This is a genomic window from Lactobacillus iners (genome assembly GCF_011058775.1).
Lineage (GTDB): Bacteria > Bacillota > Bacilli > Lactobacillales > Lactobacillaceae > Lactobacillus > Lactobacillus iners.
Map to the genome: position 1 here is coordinate 1256132 of NZ_CP049230.1, position 20200 is coordinate 1276331.

Genomic DNA, 20200 nt, shown 5'->3' on the forward strand with positions numbered 1-20200 from the left:
CATATTTATATCAAATGATTAAGATGAAAAGTATATTTGTTTAAAAAAGAAAATGCATGTAAAGTACCTCCCACACCACCATAAAATTTAAAATATATGATTAAATATATTTGTTTAAAACCATATTTCGATATTCTATCGGAGTATGTTTTTTTATACTTTTTTGATTCTAACATGGTTGTAATAATGAATGCCTTAATTTTACACGTATGGCATATTACTTTTAGAACAATTCACTAAAATATCTTGCTGATAATACTAAAATTTTACTTTTTCAAAAAAATCACTGGTATTATTAGGTTTCGTTTTAAAATTTGGCCATGCATTAATTCCATCATTCTTCTTTCTCGGAATAACATGAAAGTGAAAATGTTTAACAGATTGACCTGCAGATACACCGTTAGCACTCAATAAATTATATCCATCATATCCTTTGGACCTTAGTCTCTTTCCTAATTCATTTAATATTTCACCAATATAGTACCAAGAGCTCTGATCTGCCAGTTCCAATGTAGGAAAATGCTTTTTTGCAAAAACAAGCATATGTCCCTCTACTTCAGGATTATCCGACATTATAACAATGGCACATTTATTTTCATGAATAATATTACAAAAAACGCAATCTTTGAAACTATCGCTTCATTCTAACAATTACTTTATCAATATTTCTATTTTCTATATCATTCATAATAGCATTTATGTTTTCACCAGATACAACGCTTATACATAATCTACTTATCAATTTACTACCATGAAGATCTAATATGCTTTTGGCGTATTTAAAATCTTTTTTCGTAAATGATCGAACTCCCAATATAGTTATTTCTTTTTCAAATAACCTTCTAACTTTTAATGTTGGAGAATAGTCCTCTGGAAAAACACCGAAACAAATAAATTCTCCTTTTGGTCTAATCATTTCTAATGATTTTTTTATAGTTTCCGACTGTTTAAAACCTATGCACTCAAAAGCTATATCGTAGTAATTAGGCGGTACTTTTCCCGTCAATTTATATAAATTAGATATGGTTAATTCCTTATTATTCCAAATTCCAGATCTGCACATAACATCTGGCTTTATACCTAATAAATTTAATCGCCATACTAATATTTTTGCTATACTACCATTTCCTAATACAAGAACTTTATAATGAGATAAAATTTTTATCATTGACATACCATGCAGAACAACTGCTAAAGGATCTGTAAATATATACTTAAGATCTGGTTTTTCTATATATTCTAGATTAGTAGATGGAACTCGTAACCAACCTTGAAAACCACCATTCACATTAGTCCCTATAGCCTTTTCTTTGCTACATAAATTTTCATAACCATTTAGGCAACTATAACATTTACCACATGTAATATTTGGATTTATTACAACAAATTTTCCATTATCCATATCCTTTCCAATTATTTCATGTCCTAAATATTTAATAGGTGGATCATCTAATTTTTGTTTATCTGATCCACAAATGCCTACATATTAACTTTTGTCCTAGCCTTTAATAACGCTTTGAAGCGTTTTGCATGACATGATTTAAAACTTGAAAGCTCATCTACCACAACCATGTCAAAATTTCACTATACTCGGAACTCATTTTTAATAATTGTCTTGTTGCAACTGATTACTATTAGTATAGGCTAATTATTTATGATTGATAATAATTGTCATAAAGCATCCCCAAATAGCTATGAATCAACTTTCTTTGCAAAGATCCAAATAAAAACATCCCAGCTTTCCTGAGATGAATTAGATTTTATCAATTATTTTGTATTGAACCTAAATATTAAAATTATATTGATAAACAGCTTAAAAAGTCACGGTAAAAGGAGCTTGCCCAGCCCTTTTCATTTCACAATTTGCAATCATTTTAACTGGTTTTATTCTAGCATCTTTAATCCATATTACTCAATACATTCATTGATTGTTAACAATCTGTTCTAAATTAGTTCTTAAAAACATGACTAAGGTAGGATTATCTAGCTGTTCAATTAAATCAATGTAGGCTTCAATATCAGATAAGTCTACTTTTCCATCTTCTATATAATTCATAACTTTCTTTAAAAAGTTTAAAACAATTCTAGCAAACATATCTTGATAATTTAACATTTTCTCAAGGCTATTAATGAAATAGGAAGCATAATAAAAGTCTCGATGTTCAACTAACACCAAAATTAAATTTATTAAAACTAACTCAGCCCGTTTTTTATGTTCTGAAAGATCCTTATATAATTTATCTCGCTCTATAAAAGCCTTACCCAAAAAAATCAAATCCTCATCAGATAAGATAAATAAAGTATTTCCAAAAAGGTAGAGTTCATATTCAGTCCATTCTTCAATCGCAAAAAGATAGGACGTCAGAAACTCTTTTTCTTCATTCGTAATTTCAAAACTCGGCTCCAATGAATGTATTGCAGATTTAAGCACTAGTTCATTTAACTGGTGATAAACTTCATAAGTCTCCCGAGATTGATAGTTATTCAAAAGATCCTTCAAACCTTCAACGTTCCTTTTTGCTTGAAAGTTTACTAATTGATTTCCAATTTTAAATAAATCAGATTCTTGATATTGTGTTAACGCATAACCAAACTCTGAAAAAGTCATGTGAATCCCTTGGATGGCAATAAGTAACTTATCGGCAGCTAGCATAGTTTGTCCATTTTCAAATTTTGATAATTGGGAAACTGATAAATTTTCTCTCGCTACGTCTTTTAATTTCAGACCACGTGCAAGCCTTAACTCCTTGAAAAGTTCCCCTAGCTCTAAAGATTTTTCTGACATTCTATCCTCTTCTCACCTATACTTTTATGTTATCATAACATACTTCCTATTGATTGTTCTAGACTCACATTACTTTTCAAATGATATTACACTACTTTTTATGATTATAGGTTTCTTGCATCAAAAAAAGAGAAAACTAAGCTAGTTCTCTCAAATAATAATATTCTTCATAAATTGCTACAATTGATGAAGGACTTTAGTCTCTATTGATTTAATTTTTGAAATATTCAACAAAAATCAAATCAATATCTATAATAAATAGTAGTAAAACTCTAAAAGCTTTAAAATATTACACTATCTTTATGTATAGCCACTAAAAATGATATTTTCTTTTCATTGTAATTTTAGAAAGGAAAAATCCAATTACCATCCACACCAGATTAGTAATTAGGAAAAAACCAAATTCAGAAAAGGACATGTTTTCATATGCACGCACCCTCATTCCAACAGCAATCTGAGAGTAGGGGTATAAATTAAAGATTGTAGGACCCATTAATAGAGTCACAAAGTTACCTAATCCTAATATTAAAGCGAAAATTAGTGATGTAAATCGACTAAACATAATAGACACGAAGAATTGTAGAGCAATAATTGAAAGGCTGCCACCCCACCCTAGTAGTCCCCACCAAATAAAAGTAAAGGGATTTACATGAGATATTGGAAAATGAGCTAAGCAAGCAATTAAGTAATATAAGATAATCAATATAATTTGACTCAGCAGTGAATAAAAAGAAGCAGTAATAACTTTAGCAATGAGAAGCCTATCTCCCTTTATTGGAAGTAGCGATGACATATGCCAACTATTTTGTTCCAACTCCTGATACCAAACAGCATTGACAATAATGGCAATCAATAATGGAAAAAATAATTGAGCATAAAATAAGCCAATTTCACCCCATAATGCTAGCCACTGTGTCTGGTCTTTACCAAACACTTGCTGATTCATGAAATATAGAAAAGATCCAAGAAAAACAGCAACAATAATAAAGCAACATAAGATAATTGGGAGATAAGTATGTTGTTGCTTTTTGAGCTCCCATTTAATTAACCGACTATTCATGAATAATCCTTTCTTTAAACACTAACCAGATTGAAATAATTAGTAGTAGTAGATGAATAATGAGCACTAAACTGAAATAAAATTGATAATTAGTGAAAGGGTGTATCCCGCTATCATTAATAGTATAAGGGTTTAAAGTTGAAAGATATTCCCAAGGAATAAAAATAGTAATCTGCTTTGACAATAGTCCTGAAGTTAACATACTTAAGAAGCTTCCAGCAAGTCCAATAACAATCGGTATAATTGGAGACTCAATGACAAAGGAAAGCAACAGCTGTATCAGTAACATTGTTCCGCTTCCTAACAGCATAGCAACAACAAATAGGATTAGTTCATTATGATTAATGCTCGTATGATAGTACTTGCTAGATAAAATTGTGAAAATAAGTTGGCAAGCAAATCCGATAAAAAGGATTAAGATCCCAAGGATATATTTACTTAGAAATAAGCCAATCTCATTCCCACCATTGGTAAATAAAACGCTAAACATGCGGTTTTTTCTATCAATCATTACCATTCTATAAGAAAGTAAGGCTACACTAAAGGGAATAATTAGATTATTAATAGTATATAGGTTAAAGACTAGGGTCTGGAAAATATTAGATGAATTTTTGTTAATTTGAATATTATTACTCACAGAGCACCAGTAGATTGAAAATAAAAATAAAACTAAAATTGGCAGCCAAAGGCGATTTCGATTATACTTTTTAATTTCAGTGCGTAGTTGTTTCATAATTCATCACTCCTTAGTTAGGTATAGGAAGACTGATTCTAAAGTCTTTTTAACTCCATAGATTTCAAAAATTTGAAGTTCGTTATGGACTAGTTGGGTAATTAAGTCAGGAACAAACGCATGGTCAGGTAATGATAGTAAAAGGGTATCATTATCTTTTGTAATAGTAATATTACTATCAAAATGTTGAATAATATGAATCGCTTTTTCCAGATCGTTAACCTTTAATCGATATTTCTTCTCCTGGTTAAGTAAACGATTAATACTACCTTCATAAATAAGGTGCCCATCTTTAATTATCCCAACAGTATCAGCAAGATTTTCAATTTCTGAAAGAATATGGCTTGAAATTAAGACCGTCATATTAAACTTTTGCGGTAAGGAGCGAATTAATTGTCGCATTTGATGAATGCCATCAGGATCCAAACCATTTGTCGGTTCATCTAAAATCAAAAATTTAGGAAACTTAATCAAAGCCATTGAAATACCAAGCCGTTGTTTCATTCCTAAAGAATAGTTACGTACTAATTTATCCTTAGCATAATAAATACCAGTAGCTTCCATAGCAACTTTAATATTTTCTTTTGGTAAATTAGCTAATTCTTGAATCAGCTGCAAGTTTTCAAAACCAGTTAGATTAGGGTAAAAGGAGGGCTCCTCAATCAAAGCACCAATCTCTGGTAAGACCTGACTGCGATTTTTGGGTAAAGAATGACCCAGAGCAATAATTTCGCCCCTATCTTTAGGAAGTAGCCCTAAAATAATTTTCATAGTAGTCGATTTACCTGCTCCATTAACCCCTAAGAAACCGTAAATTTCACCTGTCTTAATCTCCATATTAAGATTATCCAAAACTTTTTGTCCACCAAATGATTTGGATAAATTTCTAATTGATAGTATTGATTTAGTCATTATTTTCTCCTTTGTTAATTCCGATAAATTGCTGATATTCAATATTATTCCTCAATTCTTCATCACTACCAACACTTACTTGACCTCGTGAACTAATAAAAATAATCCTATCCATATATTTAACACAATCAATATGATGGCTAGACAAAATCAAGGTCTTATCGCTATACCGTGCTGAATTTAAGATGTTACTATAAATTTTTTCTCGATTAAGGTTGTCCAAATTACTAAATGGCTCGTCCCAAACTAGAAATTTACTATCATTAAGAAGTGATCTAGCAACTAACAATCTTTGTATTTGTCCGCCTGAAAGATTCTTACCATTCTGGAAAAGATTTGAAAAAATCTTTTTGGGTAATTTATCAATAGTTTCCATCATATTAACAGCACTTATAGCATAATTAACTTCATCCATAATTTTAGGGGTGATGCTGGAGTTACCAATTAAATTTTTAATAAGTGGACCACTAGTTAAATTCATATTCTGAGTAACGACGCCCAATTTCTTCCTAAAATCTTTAATCCCATAATAAATATCCCCTTGGTATTTATATACCCCTAAAAGAACATTTAATAACGAAGTCTTACCTGATCCTGATTCTCCTAAAATGGCAATTTTTTCACCAGGTCGGATAGTCAAATTAAAATCTTTAATGACTTGTCTATTTCCGTAAAAACTAAATGAGACATCCTGTGCCTTAAGGATGTAATCATTATTAGGAATGACTTTATCTTGTCTTTGTTCATCTTTGATGAATAAACTTTGGACTTTCTTTGAATAAACACTTAAATTAGACAATTCTATAAGGCTGGTTTGAAACTGCGTTACTGAAGACATTAAAGAAATAAAAATTGTCTGAAACAGGACTAAATCCCCCATGTTAATTCTGTGGAGTGATACTAAGTTAATTCCTAAATAAATTAATATGACTGCACTAGAAATTGAAAATAATTGATTAGTCATATTAATTATACTTTGAAGTGATAAGATGTCATTATATAATTCTTGACCATGCATACTAGAGTTTATCCACTCTTTTTCCCATACTACCTCGGACCCAAGAGACTTAATTTGATCAATTTGTGATAATCCCTCTTGAATCTTATCAGAAACAGTAATAGTTTGCTGAACATACTTCAAATTAGCATTCAGAATTTTTCTGTATATTAAAAAGTTAATGAGAGCATAAACAATTAGTAGTAATACTGACAGAAAGGTCAGTAAGCGAGAAACCCTATATAAATATAGTGAAAGTATCAAGAAAGAAAAAATACTAATAATTGAAGGAATCAGCTGAGTTTGAATACTATCTCTAATACGAGATTTTAAGTTTACTTTTTCGATAATACTGCCAACGACTACCGCCTAAAATAGTATCTAATTCAGAATCTGATACTTCATTCAAAGAAGTTACTGCATTATGATTTAATTTTTCCATGGTAAGACACCTCCTAATGATATAAACAGCATAAAAAATTTGATCAAATAATTTACGAACGTAGTGTATCATTTTTCTAACTATTTTTTGTCAATTCGCAAATATGATTTTTCTTTTTTTCTTTTTTTCATATTTGCAAATTATCTTTTTACCAAATATTACTAGTTATAATAATAAAAATGAGGTTTTACTATGTTGAAAAGATTAGTTACTCTTACTTTATTTTTACCATTGTTTCTCTTACCATTTTTATAATATCATTGATAGAAATACTCATAATTTTAAATTGTACCCCTAAAGTTTGATATGTACCCAGAATACTGGACACATATTTATGAACTAGGCTGAACACATGGATGCTATCCTGTATTGTACAGGAGGCATCCATTTTGTTTTTGCCTGAATTCTTTTGTTATTATAGTAATCTATATATTCTTCAACTGCTTTTGAGAATTCTTCAAAGGAAGAATAGTCTTTCTCATATCCATAATACATCTCGTTCTTTAATCTTCCAAAGAATGTTTCCATGATGCAGTTGTCATAGCAGTTTCCTTTCCTTGACATAGACTGAATGATCCCACGTTCTTTTAATGTATTTCTAAAATAGGCATGTTGATACTGCCAGCCTTGGTCTGAATGAAATATAAGCCCTTCAACAGATGGAAATTTTTCAAAAGCTCTATCCAGCATTCTTGATACCTGCTCAAGATTCGGGCTTGTTGATAAATCATATGAAATGATTTCATTCGTATTCATATCCAGCACTGGAGAGATATAGCATTTCCCCCATGAAAAATTAAACTGAGATACGTCTGTTGTCCACTTTTGGAGAGGTGCGGTAGTACTGAAATCTCTATCTATTATGTTATCCGCAACTTTACCGACTTCTCCCTTGTAGGAATGATATTTCTTCTTAGGACGTTTGCCAAACAATCCTGCTTCATGCATTAGTCGTTGTACTCGTTTATGATTTATCCGGTATCCTCGATTTATAAGCTCTCTGTGAACTCTACGCACGCCATATCTGTGCTTGTGCTGTTCAAAAATTTCTGTGATTTCCGCTAATAATTCCTGATTGCGGTTAGCAACAACATCTGCCTTATTGATCTCCAAATAATAGGTCGATCTGGCCATTCTCATGGCAATTAAAAGATACTTTAATGGGTATCCTTTTTCACGGAGTTCTTTGATGATTGATGCTTTTTCGCCTTGAGTCGCGCAGCCCATTTTTCGTGTCTCAAGGCGATTAATTTTTTTATTGCTTCATTCTCCGTTTTTAAGTATTCAGTTTCTGCTCTAAGACGAATTAATTCTTCACGTTCTGATGGGGTTAAATCAGTGGGTTTGGATTTCTTGCTCACGTTTGCTTCCTTCTTACTTTTTCTACCTTTTTTGAGATTTAATCCTTCATACCCTTTAATTTTATATGTCTGAACCCATTTAGACAATAATCCACTATCAATTCCTGCACTAATAGCAACAGATTTTTGTGATTCACCGGCAAGTACACGAGCTACTAACTGATATCTACATTCAGCCGAACGTTCTTTACATGTAGTTGAATGCCGAAGAGAATCAAGACCATATATATCTGCAATTCTTGACCATTGTACAATTCTTTTTCTAAAATCCTTTTGACTTATACCTTCCAGTGTCTCAATCCACTGACCAGAGCGATATAGTTCTACAGCATTAAGTTTAAAAACATAATCGTATTTCATACAAAACCCCTTTCACCGGTTTGTCCAGTAAAAGGGGTACATATCAGTTATACAAAAAATAACTAGGGGTATTTTTATACACCTCAGTTGTACAATGAAGTGCAACAGAAAAGACATGTTCGTCTGGTATACTAAAGTCGCCAAACAAAATATAATAGTTCTTTGCATTTACCTAAGAGAATAATGTCCTGAAATAGCACATCAAATCGGTCTTGAACTGTGCAAAAAGATATTAAAGGACGAGTACGAATATGTCTTATCTACCCACATAGATAAAGAGCATATCCACAACCATATCATCTTCAATAATGTAAATATGGTAACGGGCAAGTGCTATCAGTCCAACAAAAGAAGTTACCACCAAATCAGGTATCAAAGCGATAAGCTATGCAAAGAAAATAACCTATTTGTGATTGATGAGTTCTACGAGAGCTATAAGAGAAAGTACAAAACAAATGGTAAGTCATGGTATGAAAATGAGCAATTTAAGAAAGGTACTTCTTGGAAAAGCAGACTTCAATTTGACATTGATCGTTTGCTAAAACAGTCTAAAGATTGGGAAGAATTTCTAAAGAAGATGGCGGAACTTGGTTATGAAATAAAGCATGGGAAACATATAGCCTTTAAGCCAAAAGATAAGCAGAGATTTACAAGGGCTAAGACGATTGGTGAGGATTATACAGAAGAAAGATTAAGAGAGCGTATTACAGAAAATCAAAATATCAAAGCCTCACCTGTCAAAAAACGAATCGGAAATGTCATCAATATGAATACCAATGCCAAAGTGAAAGAGAGCAAAGGTTATGAATATTGGGCAACCAAACATAACTTAAATACAATGGCTGAATCGGTTATTTTCATCAGAAAACATGGCATTAACTCCGTTAATCAGCTTGATGAATACATTAGGAAAAGTGCTGAAGAAAGACAAAATTTACAGGATAAAATAAAGGTTATTGATATAGAAATACAGAAGCTTTCTGCAACTATGGATCAAGTTCATACCGTTAAAAAATACAGGGCGTACTACAAGGAATATAAGGCTAATCCGTCTGACAAGGCATTTTTTGAAGAGTACAAGGCTCACATTACTCTATATGAAAATTCTCTTTCAGAGCTTAAAAGCTCCTATTCTAAACTTCCAAATTCAAAGAATATTTTAGATAGACTTGATAAACTGCAAGAAAAAAAGAATACCCTAATGCAAGAGTATTCTTCTACAAAATCTACTATGGACGAGCTTTATCAAATACGAAAGAACTATGGAATTTACATGGGCAAGGAGATGGAAAGATAGGCTTTTAAATCTTACTATTGCTTTAATAGAAATTTATGAACAGCTTTTAATGTAAATGCGTATGATAAAATTGACAAAAATATTACTATAATGCTAAGAAACATAATCGATTCAAATTGTTTTGTTTTAGCAACGAAACGACGAACCGATTGTATCGGTTTTTTCTTTTTTCTATCAATATAAACACTTATTACTCTAAGCAATAATATATAAGATATTAACTGTTGACTTACTCCTATAAATACGCCCCAAATTTTATATATCGATGCAAAAAAATTTCTTCCATCTGTTATTGTTGCACTCATTGTTGTCGCCATTTCTTTAAGATTAAGTCCATAATATAAGGTCAATGCAGAAACAACTATTGAAACTGCGATGAATTTAACTGTAACTTTTTGAACTTCTGGACTAATAGATATAACAAATAAAAATAATATACATATCATCAGTGGGATAAGTCCAAACCACTTTAAAAACAAAGAAATATAATCTACATATTCTTTGAAAAAACTAACTACATAGAAGCTACAAAAACTCCTGCAATGATTAGCAAAAAAACATCATTGTCATTAGAATTTTCACTTCTAACATTTTCAGCTCGTCTTATTGTAGTGTAATGATAATCTGGAGATTCAATAAAAGTGGTTTTAGTAGATATTTCTATCTTCGTATTAAACAATTTTAATATGATATTTTTAATTTTAGAAGTTAAAAATTTAACTTTGTTAACAAGTTTTATTATAAGTAAAATTAAAAATGATGCTATTAGTCCCTTGATAATATCTTCAGGTATTGCTTTTACCAATCCCCATAACCAATATATAATTGTATCAGGCATAGTCATCACTCCCCCCCTAATCCTTTTCTAATATCATATCTAATAATTTATATCCCAATGCAGTAATCCTAAATTTTTCAATGCCTCCATTTTCCTTAGAGCTTCATTTTCTCCTTTACTCTCGTAATCAAAGCTCTCTGTTTTGATAGGAATATTATCAATATACTGCGTCCAAGTTTTCTCCTTTAAATTAAGCTCATACTGAATACCCTATCTTTCATCCGGTGTATTGGTATAGGCAATACCGATATGTTTTAAATCATGATACAGGGTATTAAATTCATCATAGCTATGATTTTCTTCATATTCCCTGTTACAGAAATCAATGATTGCCCTTTTTACATCTTCTATAAGCGGATTATCATTTCTCTTTTCTTCCATTTGTAAATAATCTTACTTTTGATTAGACTATTCCAGCTGCTAGTGGTTGGATTGAAAAAATAGTTAATTAACGTGGTATCCCAATAAAAATTAAATTCGTAGGATTTAAATATTAAAAGCCAAAAATGACAGATCTACTTAAAGATTGGTTATTTTTTGAAGTAAACACTCTAGAAAGACTAGTGCTTACCATGCTTATGAGTAAAGCAATCATAATACAGACTAATTTGGTCTTAGTACTAATAGTGTTTTAGTATTTTGTGAGTCTCTTCTTTGGATGCCCAAAAGCTCAATATCCTTCAAAAAATATCTAGCCTTTTTCAACATAAAATTACTAACAAATGATTCCTAAAGACTATATTGTTTGCCGATAATACTAAAATTTTACTTTTTCAAAAAAATCACTGGTATTATTAGGTTTCGTTTTAAAATTTGGCCATGCATTAATGCCATCATTCTTCTTTCGCGGAATAACATGAAAGTGAAAATGTTTAACAGATTGACCTGCAGCTACACCGTTAGCACTCAATAAATTATATCCATCGTATCCTTGGGACTTTAGTCTCTTTCCTAATTCATTTAATATTTCACCAATATAGTACCAAGAGCTCTGATCTGCCAGTTCCAATGTAGGAAAATGCTTTTTTGCAAAAACAAGCATATGTCCCTCTACTTCAGGATTATCCGACATTATAACAATGGCACCTTTATTTTCATGAATAATATTACTTTTAAGATTCTTAGAGATAATATTACAAAAAACGCAATCTTTCAAAATATCGCCTCATTCTAACAAGTATTTTATCAATATTCTATATTCTATATCATTCATAATAGCATTTATGTTTTCACTAGATAAAATGCTTGTGATGTTTTTTAATCATATAATTTTAATAACCTATTACAACTTACTAGTAACTTGACTTATTACTGTACTAATAACAAACAAAATAGCCGCTACAAACACTAGTTCCAAAAAGATTCCACTAGCTATTTCTAAAAATAATCCCAGAATATTCCAGCTTTCAACATTAAATATTAATGGTAAAGCTGCTAACAATATAAAAATCAACATTATCATCAAACTAGAGATTGATATAGCAACCGATGTTAAATGTATTAAGCTACGACCTTTTAATATACTCATATACTCTTTTAGTAAAGCGAGGGCTACAAAAACACACGTGATGATCACAACCACGTTAATTATCAAAAACAAAGTATGCAAATTAGCTAGCAACATTGAATCATTTAGATTAAAGCTATAAATTATAAAATCATTGGCTTGATTACCACACTTTTTTAATTTTTTTTGAACCTCAATAGCTCCCGATGAAACATTACTATCAAATTTATATATTTGCTTTTTAATTTTATGAGCTATTTCCGAATTGTCAGTTTTAAACCAACCCAATCCTATCACATAATCAACCAATTCTCGAGCCATCGGTTGAGTCTGCTTACTATTTAATAGAGCACTATTAGTTTCTTTCTTTTCAACTTCAAGTACATTTGCTAAATTATTAAATTTTTTATTAATCTGACGATCGACAATAACATAATTACTTTCTTTAGCTAATTGCTTAGTCATAAAATAGGGATTCATAAAAGTTAAGGTACTAAATAACAAAGTAACTAACAAAAAGGTCAAACATTCCACCATTCGCTTATAATGTTTTGTCTGCGTGACACTTAACTTAATCAATTCCACTCTAGAATCTTCATTCATGTATTCCTTATTCCTCTTCTAAAAACATCGAATTGATAATTTTGAAAACTTTATTCATATCAAAACGCACAATCATATCATGTCCCTCAGTAATTGCTTCATTAATCTCTTGGTCGGAAGAATTTAAAAAGGTAGTCATAAATGATTTAACCATGATATTGGAAATATCTTCTGCACTCAAATTAAGTTCTTTACGTTTAAAGTATAAATTAGTTCCCCCAGAAACTACAAATGACAAACCCACTTGTACCTGTTCATTAGTACCTAATTTATCTTTAATTTTATTAGCAACTAGCCAATCATCCAAAATATTGTCCCATACAGTTTTATTATTGCGATCTTTCAAGATACTCTCTAAAATTTGTGATATTCCTTTATCTGTCATTCCTATCTGTAAAATCAGATAAATAAAGGCTTTAACCTTGGCAAATTCATTAATACTATAAAAACTCGCTTGTGGCAAGTTACGCAATATTGTTGTTTTAAATCCTATAATAATTTCTGTAATTAATTTATTTTTATGTGGATAATAAGATTGCAACAATGATTTCGAAATATTCGATCTTTCCGCAATCATCTTTAAGGAAACATTTTTGATACCTTTTTCACGAAGCAATGCAAATGTACTACATAATATTGCTCGACGTCTTTTCATGTTTTTTTGTCTAGCCATAATAACTTATTACCTTACCTTTTTCCGTATATAAATATACTATCTGTATTAAGTATATATTCTTTTGTACACTTTTGGAGTAAAATATAATAAATTTTTAGTAAAAAAATAAGGGAGCATGAGCAACAACACTACTCAACGCCCCCCATTTGTTTATTAATGGTGTATTCTATTTTGTTCATCAAAAATTTGATGAATAGATTTATCATTGTAGATATAATCTATACCTTTGGCAAGCAATCTATCTACAGATAACCGTACTATCCTATCAGGATATTTTTTATGCTCTATAGTATCAGTTACAACTATTTGTTCCAAATTTAATTGATTTAAAACATCAATAGCATTTTGAGATAACAAGGCATGAGTTGCAGCCACGTACACTTTTTTCGCACCAGCTGCCAATACTGATTTGGTAGATGACGATATTCTAGAACCAGTATCAATCAAATCATCTACAATAATTACAGTTTTATCCTTAACATCACCTATCATATCATGCACTTCAGTATCATAACGAGCACCTCGTTGATCAACAATAGCTATTGGTGCATTGAAATATGAACCAAAGTTCCTTGCCAATTTAGCACCTGAATGATCTGGAGAAACTACCACTACGGAATCAGAATCTCTATCTACAATACCATTATCTAAAAAATACTGAGCAAGAATTGGTAAAGCATGAAGATGATCTACAGGTATATTGTAAAATCCTTGAATTTGAGATGCATGTAAATCCAAAGCAACTACATCATCAATTCTAGTTAATTGTAGCAAATTAGCCAATAATTTAGCAGTAATAGGCTCACGAGATCTATTTTTAGTATCTTGACGAGAATAAGCCATATAAGGAACAACTACTGTCACACTGTGTGCTGAAGCTCTATTTAAAGCATCCAAAACAATCATTAGTTCCATGAAATTTTCATTGACTGGATCTTGAATAGATTGAATAACATAAACATCACAGCCTCTAACAGTTTCTGTAATATTAACTTGAATTTCGCCATCACTAAAATGCTTAACAGCTGTCTCAAGTAACTCTTTATTCAAAGCTTTTGCAATACGCTTAGCCAATGTCTGGTTGCCACCCAACCCAATTAACTTCATTGGATGTAATAATTCATGTAATTCTTCTTTGTTCATTTACTTATCCCTCTTCAAAATATGATGATCTCTATATACACAATTATTATAACTAAAAAATGCTTGTTTTAAAAATGAATAATAACACTTATTTGCAAAAGTCTTTAATTAAATCTATACACTTTAAACTATGTATCAAATAGCTATCATGTGTTTGTCTTGGCATCACAATCAATCTACCATTATCAATCAAATCACTATAAGCCCTCACATGATCTACTTTAACCCAATCTTTTTCACCTACTACAGCTAATGTGGGGATAGTTATACGTTTTAAATTATTAAGATCGAAGTTAAAATCTACATTACGCGGATGATCTATTTGTTTTCGATGTACAAAATGTCGCAAATTACTAATCACAACATGCACAGAATCAATACCATCGTCATTTAAATATGTACCTGCAACAATTAATTTTTTTAACATATTAGGATATTGACTCGCCAATGCTAAAGCTATATTACCACCTGAACCAAATCCTAGTACATATGGCTTTTTGATATTAACTTTTCTAATAAAAGAAGCCATATCTTCTGCATCAGTTTGATAATAATGTGTGCTTTCCCCTTGGCTCATTCCATATCCACGTAAATCCGGCACATATACAGTATATGACAATGATAGCGGAGCTATTAATTTATCAAAAATAGATCCATCTTGAAAATAATCATGCAATAAAATGATAGGATGCCCTGTTCCAAACTTTTGATAATACAACTCAATGTCATTAATTTTAACTTTCATTTTTCTCCCTAATAGCTAAATCTAAATTATTAATTATTCGTAATCTTGTTAGGCATTTTTCTTCTAATTTTCTTTTTTTCATGACGTAAACTCTTTAAAATTTTGTGCCATACTCGATATGTTGCTCTAACGTTGTCTGGTATGTATTTCAATCCTGATGTTACATGGATCAAGCTATCGGGTCTTTGCCAATAATGATAATAGGGCTTAGATGTGAAATAAACGCCGTCACTCAAAGAAACATATTCTATATTGAAGACCTCATCTTCCATAAAGGCTATATCACCCATAAATTTAATATTGTGTTTACGCACAACATCCAAGCGATAACACTTATTCCATGTATATCCCTTAACAGGTGATGTAGATACATTGGCTATTTTAAAATATGCTTCTTTCTTAGTTAAATGACCGCTCTCTCTTTTCGGGTCAATACTTCTACTCTTTTTTTGCTTCTCTTTATCTATCCAATAACCACAAGATATAAGCGAAACATGAGGATAGCGTTTGAATGAATTGATAAAGAAATCTGTATAATCTGGATCTACCCAATCATCACCATCATGGAAAGTAAAATAAGGTGTATCAACATGAGCTAAGGCTACATTTCGAGCTGCAGCAACACCTTCATTGGCCTTATTAATCAGTTTAAAGTATAAAAATTTATCACTATAACTTTCAGCTATCTGTCTAGTTTTATCTTTAGAGCCATCATTAACAATAAGTAATTTAAAATTACGATTTTTTTGGTTAAGCAATGCCTCCAGAGCCCTACCTATATACTTTTCAACATTATATACAGGCATAATAACTGTCAGTTGTGGTAAGTCTAACATAAACAATTATCTCCTTTTCTTTAAATGATTATATCATCCAGCAAACAAATTACATAATATATATTTATTTAAAAGCAAAAATATGTATAATATTTGGTTATAAAGTGCTTCCATTTTTAAAAGGAGTAAATAAAATGAAAAAAATTAATTTATCTATCATCGCCTTTATTAGTAGTCTATTACTGATATTAGCAGTTAACACTAAACGGGTATCTGCCGATGATAATTCTATAATGACACTAGGTGTATCATTAACACCTAATCAAAAAAAGGGAACTATCAATACTTTAAATAGAGCAAATAATGGCGAAAATTGTAAAATAGTCACAATTAGTGGTAAAGATCTTGTAAAATATCTTAATCCAACAGGTGCCAATTTTAATAACAACTCAGGTGTTTGGTCAAGTGCTTTAATTCAAAGACAAGGTAATGGAAATGGTATTAACGTGCATATCCTACCATATAATGGCCACAATAACATCACCACAATTACGACAAATCAATATAAAAATGCAGCTATTACTGCGGGCATTAGTGATGCTAATATTTACGTGACCTCAGCTATTCCTATTGATGGATCTGGTGCCTTGGCAGGTGTGTATGCTGCATATGCTAAAAATGGCATTCATTTGAATCAAGAACAAATCAATGCAGCACAGCAAGAAATAAACACATTAAGTAACATTACCCAACAAAACAAAGATAAAAAAGGCTATTCTGATGCTCAATTAAATAATGCTATCGCAGGAGCTAAAGCAGAAATGGCAAAAAAAGGCAATAATTTAAGTGATAATGATATCCGTATTATTTTAAATAATCAATTAAATATCAATCATTTAAATAATATTCTAACTAGCCAACAAAAAGAGCAAATTATTCACTTGCTAATAGAAATCAAAAAATCTGGTGCACTTAATAGTAAAAATTTCCAGCAACAAGCAAGTAAATTCGCGGCTCAAATTCAAAGTAAAGCTAAAGATATTTTTAACAAATTAAATACTCAACAAAACCGTAATTTTATCCAACAAATTATTGATGCTATTGTTAACTTTTTCAAGAGTTTGTTTAAATTTACGATTATGTTAGACAAAATAAAATAAAAAAAGATATTAGTCACATCAAAAGCCCATAAAAAAGTGAGATACAACTACAAACCTTTGTATCTCACATTTTGATTTCTTCTTCAGTTCACGTTACTATTTTAATACCTAATTAATTAGCTTTAAAATTGTTAGAAAAGCGTGCAGCTACAAAGTCTGGGTTTGTAGTCTAGCGTACAGCTCAACTTTGAACGCTAATTCAAAGTTGGGCTTTTTTCATTTGTATTCAATTTTAGCTTTTTATTATAAAACAATTGAATCTTTAAGAGAATAGTTAAATTAAAAATCAGCTAATAGCTGTCCTTATACATGGTTTACAATGGCAGTACCTCGACAAGATGACAGAAAAGAAGCTGATTATATCCGCTGTTTAGCCTTTGATAAATTGGCTAATGCCATTTATCAGCACTGTGCTAAAGTACAACAATTTCTTTGTAAAGGTAGATTGCAAGTGTCTACTTCAATGGATGAAGCAACTAAACAAGTTAAGTATCATCACACAGTGGTAGTATCAAGCATTAACTTTCTGCACGATCCTAATATATCGTCTCCATCTATTTATTTTTTCAAAACTATTATTATGCTTATCACGAATACAACAATTAGACTTCCATATACAGAGCCAAAATATACAAGAGGTGTCATATCAGTTTTTATTACTGTTAAATATAAAACCAGAAAGATGGCAGCAAGTACTGCAAACGTTACACTTAAAACTACTAAATCTTTATGTTTATTACCATTAAAGTCAACTGTTATCCCCATCTCTTGAAATGCGGATATAGAAATAGTAAGTAAAAAAATTGCTACTAAAGGTAAAGTATATCCTGACTCAAATCCGTGTAAAATTGATTGGACAACAATACCTACAAGTATTAAAAATGATTGGATATAAAACAAATTACTGTTGTTTTTTCTTCTTTTTTCTCTTACTTTATTGGTTGTTACAGCTTTACTATTTTCCTCCATGTTTATCACCATCCTCTTTAATTTCAGATAAATTATACTATATTTTTGTATTTTTATTTTAATTTTCTTTCTTTATTTTTTATTTTTTCTTCTTTTTGCTTTGAAATGAGTTATAATTCTCATCATATAACCGGATAAATATAGAACTATTTAAGGAGGTATTTAAAATGGAATTAAAAAGTTATAATATGTACCGACCCCCCAAAAAGTTAGACCAAAATCTAACGATTGGAAGGTCGGTTTTTTATGGCAAAATATAGTTTTGAATTTAAGAAAAAAATTGTTTTAGACTATTTAGATGGTAAAGGTGGAGCACAATATCTTTCGAAAAGAAAATTTCTGTTGTAAAGTTATATCTATCAAGTGAGATTTCATATCAAGACTTAGCGATTCAAGAAGGTATAAGCAATCCAAGATGATTTGTAGTTGAGTTAATCTCTTTCGTACTGTCGGTCCTGATGCTTTAAAATCGAACAAGAAAGGTCGAAAGAAGAAATAATAATTGATACAAGTGCAGAGTATGTTAAAGAATTAGAAGATTAACTGCTTAAGTTAAAAATTGAGAATGCCTTTTTAAAAGAATTGAGGAGGCTGCGTTTAGAGGACAGGCAAAAATGAGATAACGGCACTCGTCATCAAAAGTCTCCGAGGAGAAATTAAACTAAAAGACCTTCTCTCTTATACAGGCATGCCTAAATCAACATATATGTATTGGCAGAAAAGATTAGATAGAGAAAATCCAGACAAAGAAATTGAGGACAAGATTCTTGAAATCAGAGAGACTATTATGGTTATCGCCGAGTGGTTGGAGAATTAAGAAATCAAGGATGGGCTTACCAAATGAAAGCATACACTTATCGTTTGAAAGAAGAAAGAATCTTCCAAATCGTTCTCGTAAGGGAAACTGTCATGATAACGCTGTTATGGAGAACTTCTTTGGATTACTTAAACAAGAAATCTATTATAGTGTTACTTACTATAGCTATGATGAGTAAAAATTAGAAATAGAACGATACATAAAGTATTATAATGAACAAAGAATTAAAGAAAAACTAGGATGGATAAGTCCAGTTCAATACAGGCTTAAACTCTTGGCTGCATAAAAATAACGTAGCAGTCATATAAACTGCTACGTTAAAAAAGTCTAACTTTTTGGGGTCACATCATTGTGACTAATATCTTTTTTTACATTTCATCGTCCATATATTCATTTAATTTTCGGTCAACGTAATTATTACCTTCACTATCAGCATGACCCTTAACCCAGAAAAATGATTTATTAGTACATTCTTGCAACAACGGTTCTAATTTTTGCCACTTATCTTTATTAGCTACTAAACCACTAGTATTACGCCAACCAGCAGCTTTCCATGTAGACAATCTATCAATGTTTTCAATTACATACTTAGAATCCAAACAAAAACGTATCTTTTTATTTTGCCAATTTTTCTTGATTAACATTTCAATGGCCTCAATTAGTCCTGTTAATTCCATTTGATTGTTAGTAGCCCCTCTCTCGCCACCAACACCATCTATACTGCAAGCTTCATCTTTGCATCTAATTGTATAAGCCCACGCAGCTTTATCATCTTTTTTAACATGGCCACCCTTATGAACGCCATTATTACGACAACCACCATCAGTATAAACAATGATGTCACAATCTGAATAATCATCTACGACAGGTTTATCTGCATTCAGATAAGCCTGAGCGGCTTCCATACTATTGAATGATTTATATTCAGCACCAGAAAAATTAACTACATTTTCTTTAGTCTCCTGCCAAGTGTTAAAAATTCCAACTTTTCTACCTTTTCTCACGGCATAAAATTTCAT

At 30.9% G+C, this 20200-nt stretch carries 21 protein-coding genes and 5 pseudogenes; 4 read left to right on the forward strand and 22 right to left on the reverse strand.

The features are described from left to right. Positions 1-258: 258 nt before the first annotated feature. The 11 genes and pseudogenes from G6Z82_RS06195 to G6Z82_RS06240 form a co-directional block, all read right to left on the reverse strand. Positions 259-573, reverse strand: a complete 315-nt coding sequence (locus G6Z82_RS06195; RefSeq protein ID WP_006736117.1) for an HIT family protein — start codon at positions 571-573, stop codon at positions 259-261. Between the two features lie 58 nt (positions 574-631). Further along, a complete protein-coding gene (locus G6Z82_RS06200; RefSeq protein ID WP_338142647.1) occupies positions 632-1477 on the reverse strand; it encodes a zinc-binding dehydrogenase in 846 nt (281 codons plus the stop codon). An 11-nt stretch (positions 1478-1488) separates the two neighbouring features. Next, positions 1489-1581, reverse strand: a pseudogene (locus G6Z82_RS06640) (SNF2-related protein); the annotation flags it as partial. 340 nt (positions 1582-1921) lie between these two features. Continuing rightward, positions 1922-2785 (reverse strand): helix-turn-helix domain-containing protein, encoded by an 864-nt coding sequence (locus tag G6Z82_RS06205; protein WP_164785967.1) that lies wholly within the window; start codon positions 2783-2785, stop codon positions 1922-1924. 313 nt (positions 2786-3098) lie between these two features. Next, complete coding sequence (locus G6Z82_RS06210) at positions 3099-3845, reverse strand: ABC transporter permease (protein ID WP_006732653.1); 747 nt, start codon at positions 3843-3845, stop codon at positions 3099-3101. Continuing rightward, positions 3838-4578: an ABC transporter permease gene (locus G6Z82_RS06215; RefSeq protein WP_006731087.1), complete on the reverse strand. Its 741-nt coding sequence runs from the start codon at positions 4576-4578 to the stop codon at positions 3838-3840. Before G6Z82_RS06215 ends, G6Z82_RS06210 begins: the two co-directional genes overlap by 8 nt. A 6-nt stretch (positions 4579-4584) precedes the next feature. Beyond that, positions 4585-5490 (reverse strand): ABC transporter ATP-binding protein, encoded by a 906-nt coding sequence (locus tag G6Z82_RS06220; RefSeq protein WP_006731966.1) that lies wholly within the window; start codon positions 5488-5490, stop codon positions 4585-4587. Continuing rightward, complete coding sequence (locus G6Z82_RS06225; RefSeq protein ID WP_338142648.1) at positions 5483-6838, reverse strand: ATP-binding cassette domain-containing protein; 1356 nt, start codon at positions 6836-6838, stop codon at positions 5483-5485. Before G6Z82_RS06225 ends, G6Z82_RS06220 begins: the two co-directional genes overlap by 8 nt. After that, positions 6804-6929 (reverse strand): type A2 lanthipeptide, encoded by a 126-nt coding sequence (locus G6Z82_RS06230; protein ID WP_006731991.1) that lies wholly within the window; start codon positions 6927-6929, stop codon positions 6804-6806. Before G6Z82_RS06230 ends, G6Z82_RS06225 begins: the two co-directional genes overlap by 35 nt. 339 nt (positions 6930-7268) lie before the next feature. After that, a complete protein-coding gene (locus G6Z82_RS06235) occupies positions 7269-8156 on the reverse strand; it encodes an IS3 family transposase (RefSeq protein WP_164785969.1) in 888 nt (295 codons plus the stop codon). Beyond that, complete coding sequence (locus G6Z82_RS06240; protein WP_164785970.1) at positions 8087-8650, reverse strand: helix-turn-helix domain-containing protein; 564 nt, start codon at positions 8648-8650, stop codon at positions 8087-8089. Before G6Z82_RS06240 ends, G6Z82_RS06235 begins: the two co-directional genes overlap by 70 nt. A gap of 187 nt (positions 8651-8837) precedes the next feature. Between G6Z82_RS06240 and G6Z82_RS06245 the strand changes: the two are divergent. Further along, positions 8838-9947 (forward strand): annotated as a pseudogene (locus G6Z82_RS06245) (relaxase/mobilization nuclease domain-containing protein); the annotation flags it as partial. 14 nt (positions 9948-9961) lie between these two features. Here the strand turns inward: G6Z82_RS06245 and G6Z82_RS06545 are convergent. From G6Z82_RS06545 to G6Z82_RS06285, 9 genes and pseudogenes are all read right to left on the reverse strand, one after another. Further along, positions 9962-10393 carry a hypothetical protein gene (locus tag G6Z82_RS06545; RefSeq protein ID WP_206528191.1) on the reverse strand — a complete coding sequence of 144 codons (432 nt, stop codon included), beginning with the start codon at positions 10391-10393 and terminating at the stop codon, positions 9962-9964. Positions 10394-10461: 68 nt separating this feature from the next. Continuing rightward, on the reverse strand, positions 10462-10791 hold the full coding sequence (locus G6Z82_RS06550; protein WP_206528192.1) for a hypothetical protein: 330 nt from the start codon (positions 10789-10791) through the stop codon (positions 10462-10464). Between the two features lie 78 nt (positions 10792-10869). Next, a pseudogene (locus G6Z82_RS06725) lies at positions 10870-11178 on the reverse strand (helicase); the annotation flags it as partial. A 364-nt stretch (positions 11179-11542) separates the two neighbouring features. Next, positions 11543-11941 carry an HIT family protein gene (locus G6Z82_RS06260; protein ID WP_164785974.1) on the reverse strand — a complete coding sequence of 133 codons (399 nt, stop codon included), beginning with the start codon at positions 11939-11941 and terminating at the stop codon, positions 11543-11545. A 126-nt stretch (positions 11942-12067) separates the two neighbouring features. Beyond that, positions 12068-12895, reverse strand: a complete 828-nt coding sequence (locus G6Z82_RS06265) for a hypothetical protein (RefSeq protein ID WP_006734776.1) — start codon at positions 12893-12895, stop codon at positions 12068-12070. Positions 12896-12902: 7 nt separating this feature from the next. Then, positions 12903-13568, reverse strand: coding sequence for a TetR/AcrR family transcriptional regulator (locus G6Z82_RS06270; RefSeq protein WP_006729343.1), 666 nt, complete (start codon positions 13566-13568; stop codon positions 12903-12905). A 156-nt stretch (positions 13569-13724) separates the two neighbouring features. Next, the gene (locus G6Z82_RS06275) at positions 13725-14714 is read right to left on the reverse strand and encodes a ribose-phosphate diphosphokinase (protein WP_006729342.1); all 990 of its coding nucleotides are present in this window, start codon (positions 14712-14714) and stop codon (positions 13725-13727) included. A gap of 88 nt (positions 14715-14802) precedes the next feature. Then, on the reverse strand, positions 14803-15459 hold the full coding sequence (locus tag G6Z82_RS06280) for an alpha/beta fold hydrolase (protein WP_006729341.1): 657 nt from the start codon (positions 15457-15459) through the stop codon (positions 14803-14805). A 29-nt stretch (positions 15460-15488) separates the two neighbouring features. Further along, positions 15489-16295, reverse strand: coding sequence for a glycosyltransferase family 2 protein (locus G6Z82_RS06285; protein WP_006729340.1), 807 nt, complete (start codon positions 16293-16295; stop codon positions 15489-15491). Positions 16296-16429: 134 nt separating this feature from the next. Here G6Z82_RS06285 and G6Z82_RS06290 point away from each other — a divergent pair, with 134 nt between their 5' ends. Continuing rightward, positions 16430-17395 carry a DUF1002 domain-containing protein gene (locus G6Z82_RS06290; protein WP_164785976.1) on the forward strand — a complete coding sequence of 322 codons (966 nt, stop codon included), beginning with the start codon at positions 16430-16432 and terminating at the stop codon, positions 17393-17395. A gap of 319 nt (positions 17396-17714) precedes the next feature. After that, positions 17715-17864 (forward strand): annotated as a pseudogene (locus G6Z82_RS06645) (single stranded DNA-binding domain-containing protein); the annotation flags it as partial. A gap of 89 nt (positions 17865-17953) precedes the next feature. On the opposite strand, the gene G6Z82_RS06650 reads toward G6Z82_RS06645, so the two are convergent. Then, positions 17954-18364, reverse strand: a complete 411-nt coding sequence (locus tag G6Z82_RS06650; RefSeq protein ID WP_006731976.1) for a hypothetical protein — start codon at positions 18362-18364, stop codon at positions 17954-17956. A 792-nt stretch (positions 18365-19156) separates the two neighbouring features. Here G6Z82_RS06650 and G6Z82_RS06745 point away from each other — a divergent pair. After that, positions 19157-19467 (forward strand): annotated as a pseudogene (locus tag G6Z82_RS06745) (transposase); the annotation flags it as partial. 82 nt (positions 19468-19549) lie between these two features. Here G6Z82_RS06745 and G6Z82_RS06305 read toward each other — a convergent pair. Then, on the reverse strand, positions 19550-20200 hold the full coding sequence (locus G6Z82_RS06305) for a ribonuclease H family protein (RefSeq protein ID WP_006736145.1): 651 nt from the start codon (positions 20198-20200) through the stop codon (positions 19550-19552).

What these genes read in the sequence shown, in the direction of transcription:
- G6Z82_RS06195 (WP_006736117.1), bottom strand. Translation starts at nt 573, where the DNA reads ATGTCGGATAATCCTGAAGTAGAGGGACATATGCTTGTTTTTGCAAAA.
- G6Z82_RS06280 (WP_006729341.1), bottom strand. Translation starts at nt 15,459, where the DNA reads ATGAAAGTTAAAATTAATGACATTGAGTTGTATTATCAAAAGTTTGGA.
- G6Z82_RS06270 (WP_006729343.1), bottom strand. Translation starts at nt 13,568, where the DNA reads ATGGCTAGACAAAAAAACATGAAAAGACGTCGAGCAATATTATGTAGT.
- G6Z82_RS06210 (WP_006732653.1), bottom strand. Translation starts at nt 3,845, where the DNA reads ATGAATAGTCGGTTAATTAAATGGGAGCTCAAAAAGCAACAACATACT.
- G6Z82_RS06205 (WP_164785967.1), bottom strand. Translation starts at nt 2,785, where the DNA reads ATGTCAGAAAAATCTTTAGAGCTAGGGGAACTTTTCAAGGAGTTAAGG.
- G6Z82_RS06220 (WP_006731966.1), bottom strand. Translation starts at nt 5,490, where the DNA reads ATGACTAAATCAATACTATCAATTAGAAATTTATCCAAATCATTTGGT.
- G6Z82_RS06235 (WP_164785969.1), bottom strand. Translation starts at nt 8,156, where the DNA reads ATGGGCTGCGCGACTCAAGGCGAAAAAGCATCAATCATCAAAGAACTC.
- G6Z82_RS06545 (WP_206528191.1), bottom strand. Translation starts at nt 10,393, where the DNA reads ATGATATGTATATTATTTTTATTTGTTATATCTATTAGTCCAGAAGTT.
- G6Z82_RS06275 (WP_006729342.1), bottom strand. Translation starts at nt 14,714, where the DNA reads ATGAACAAAGAAGAATTACATGAATTATTACATCCAATGAAGTTAATT.
- G6Z82_RS06265 (WP_006734776.1), bottom strand. Translation starts at nt 12,895, where the DNA reads ATGAATGAAGATTCTAGAGTGGAATTGATTAAGTTAAGTGTCACGCAG.
- G6Z82_RS06650 (WP_006731976.1), bottom strand. Translation starts at nt 18,364, where the DNA reads ATGGAGGAAAATAGTAAAGCTGTAACAACCAATAAAGTAAGAGAAAAA.
- G6Z82_RS06285 (WP_006729340.1), bottom strand. Translation starts at nt 16,295, where the DNA reads ATGTTAGACTTACCACAACTGACAGTTATTATGCCTGTATATAATGTT.
- G6Z82_RS06305 (WP_006736145.1), bottom strand. Translation starts at nt 20,200, where the DNA reads ATGAAATTTTATGCCGTGAGAAAAGGTAGAAAAGTTGGAATTTTTAAC.
- G6Z82_RS06290 (WP_164785976.1), top strand. Translation starts at nt 16,430, where the DNA reads ATGAAAAAAATTAATTTATCTATCATCGCCTTTATTAGTAGTCTATTA.
- G6Z82_RS06215 (WP_006731087.1), bottom strand. Translation starts at nt 4,578, where the DNA reads ATGAAACAACTACGCACTGAAATTAAAAAGTATAATCGAAATCGCCTT.
- G6Z82_RS06240 (WP_164785970.1), bottom strand. Translation starts at nt 8,650, where the DNA reads ATGAAATACGATTATGTTTTTAAACTTAATGCTGTAGAACTATATCGC.
- G6Z82_RS06230 (WP_006731991.1), bottom strand. Translation starts at nt 6,929, where the DNA reads ATGGAAAAATTAAATCATAATGCAGTAACTTCTTTGAATGAAGTATCA.
- G6Z82_RS06550 (WP_206528192.1), bottom strand. Translation starts at nt 10,791, where the DNA reads ATGACTATGCCTGATACAATTATATATTGGTTATGGGGATTGGTAAAA.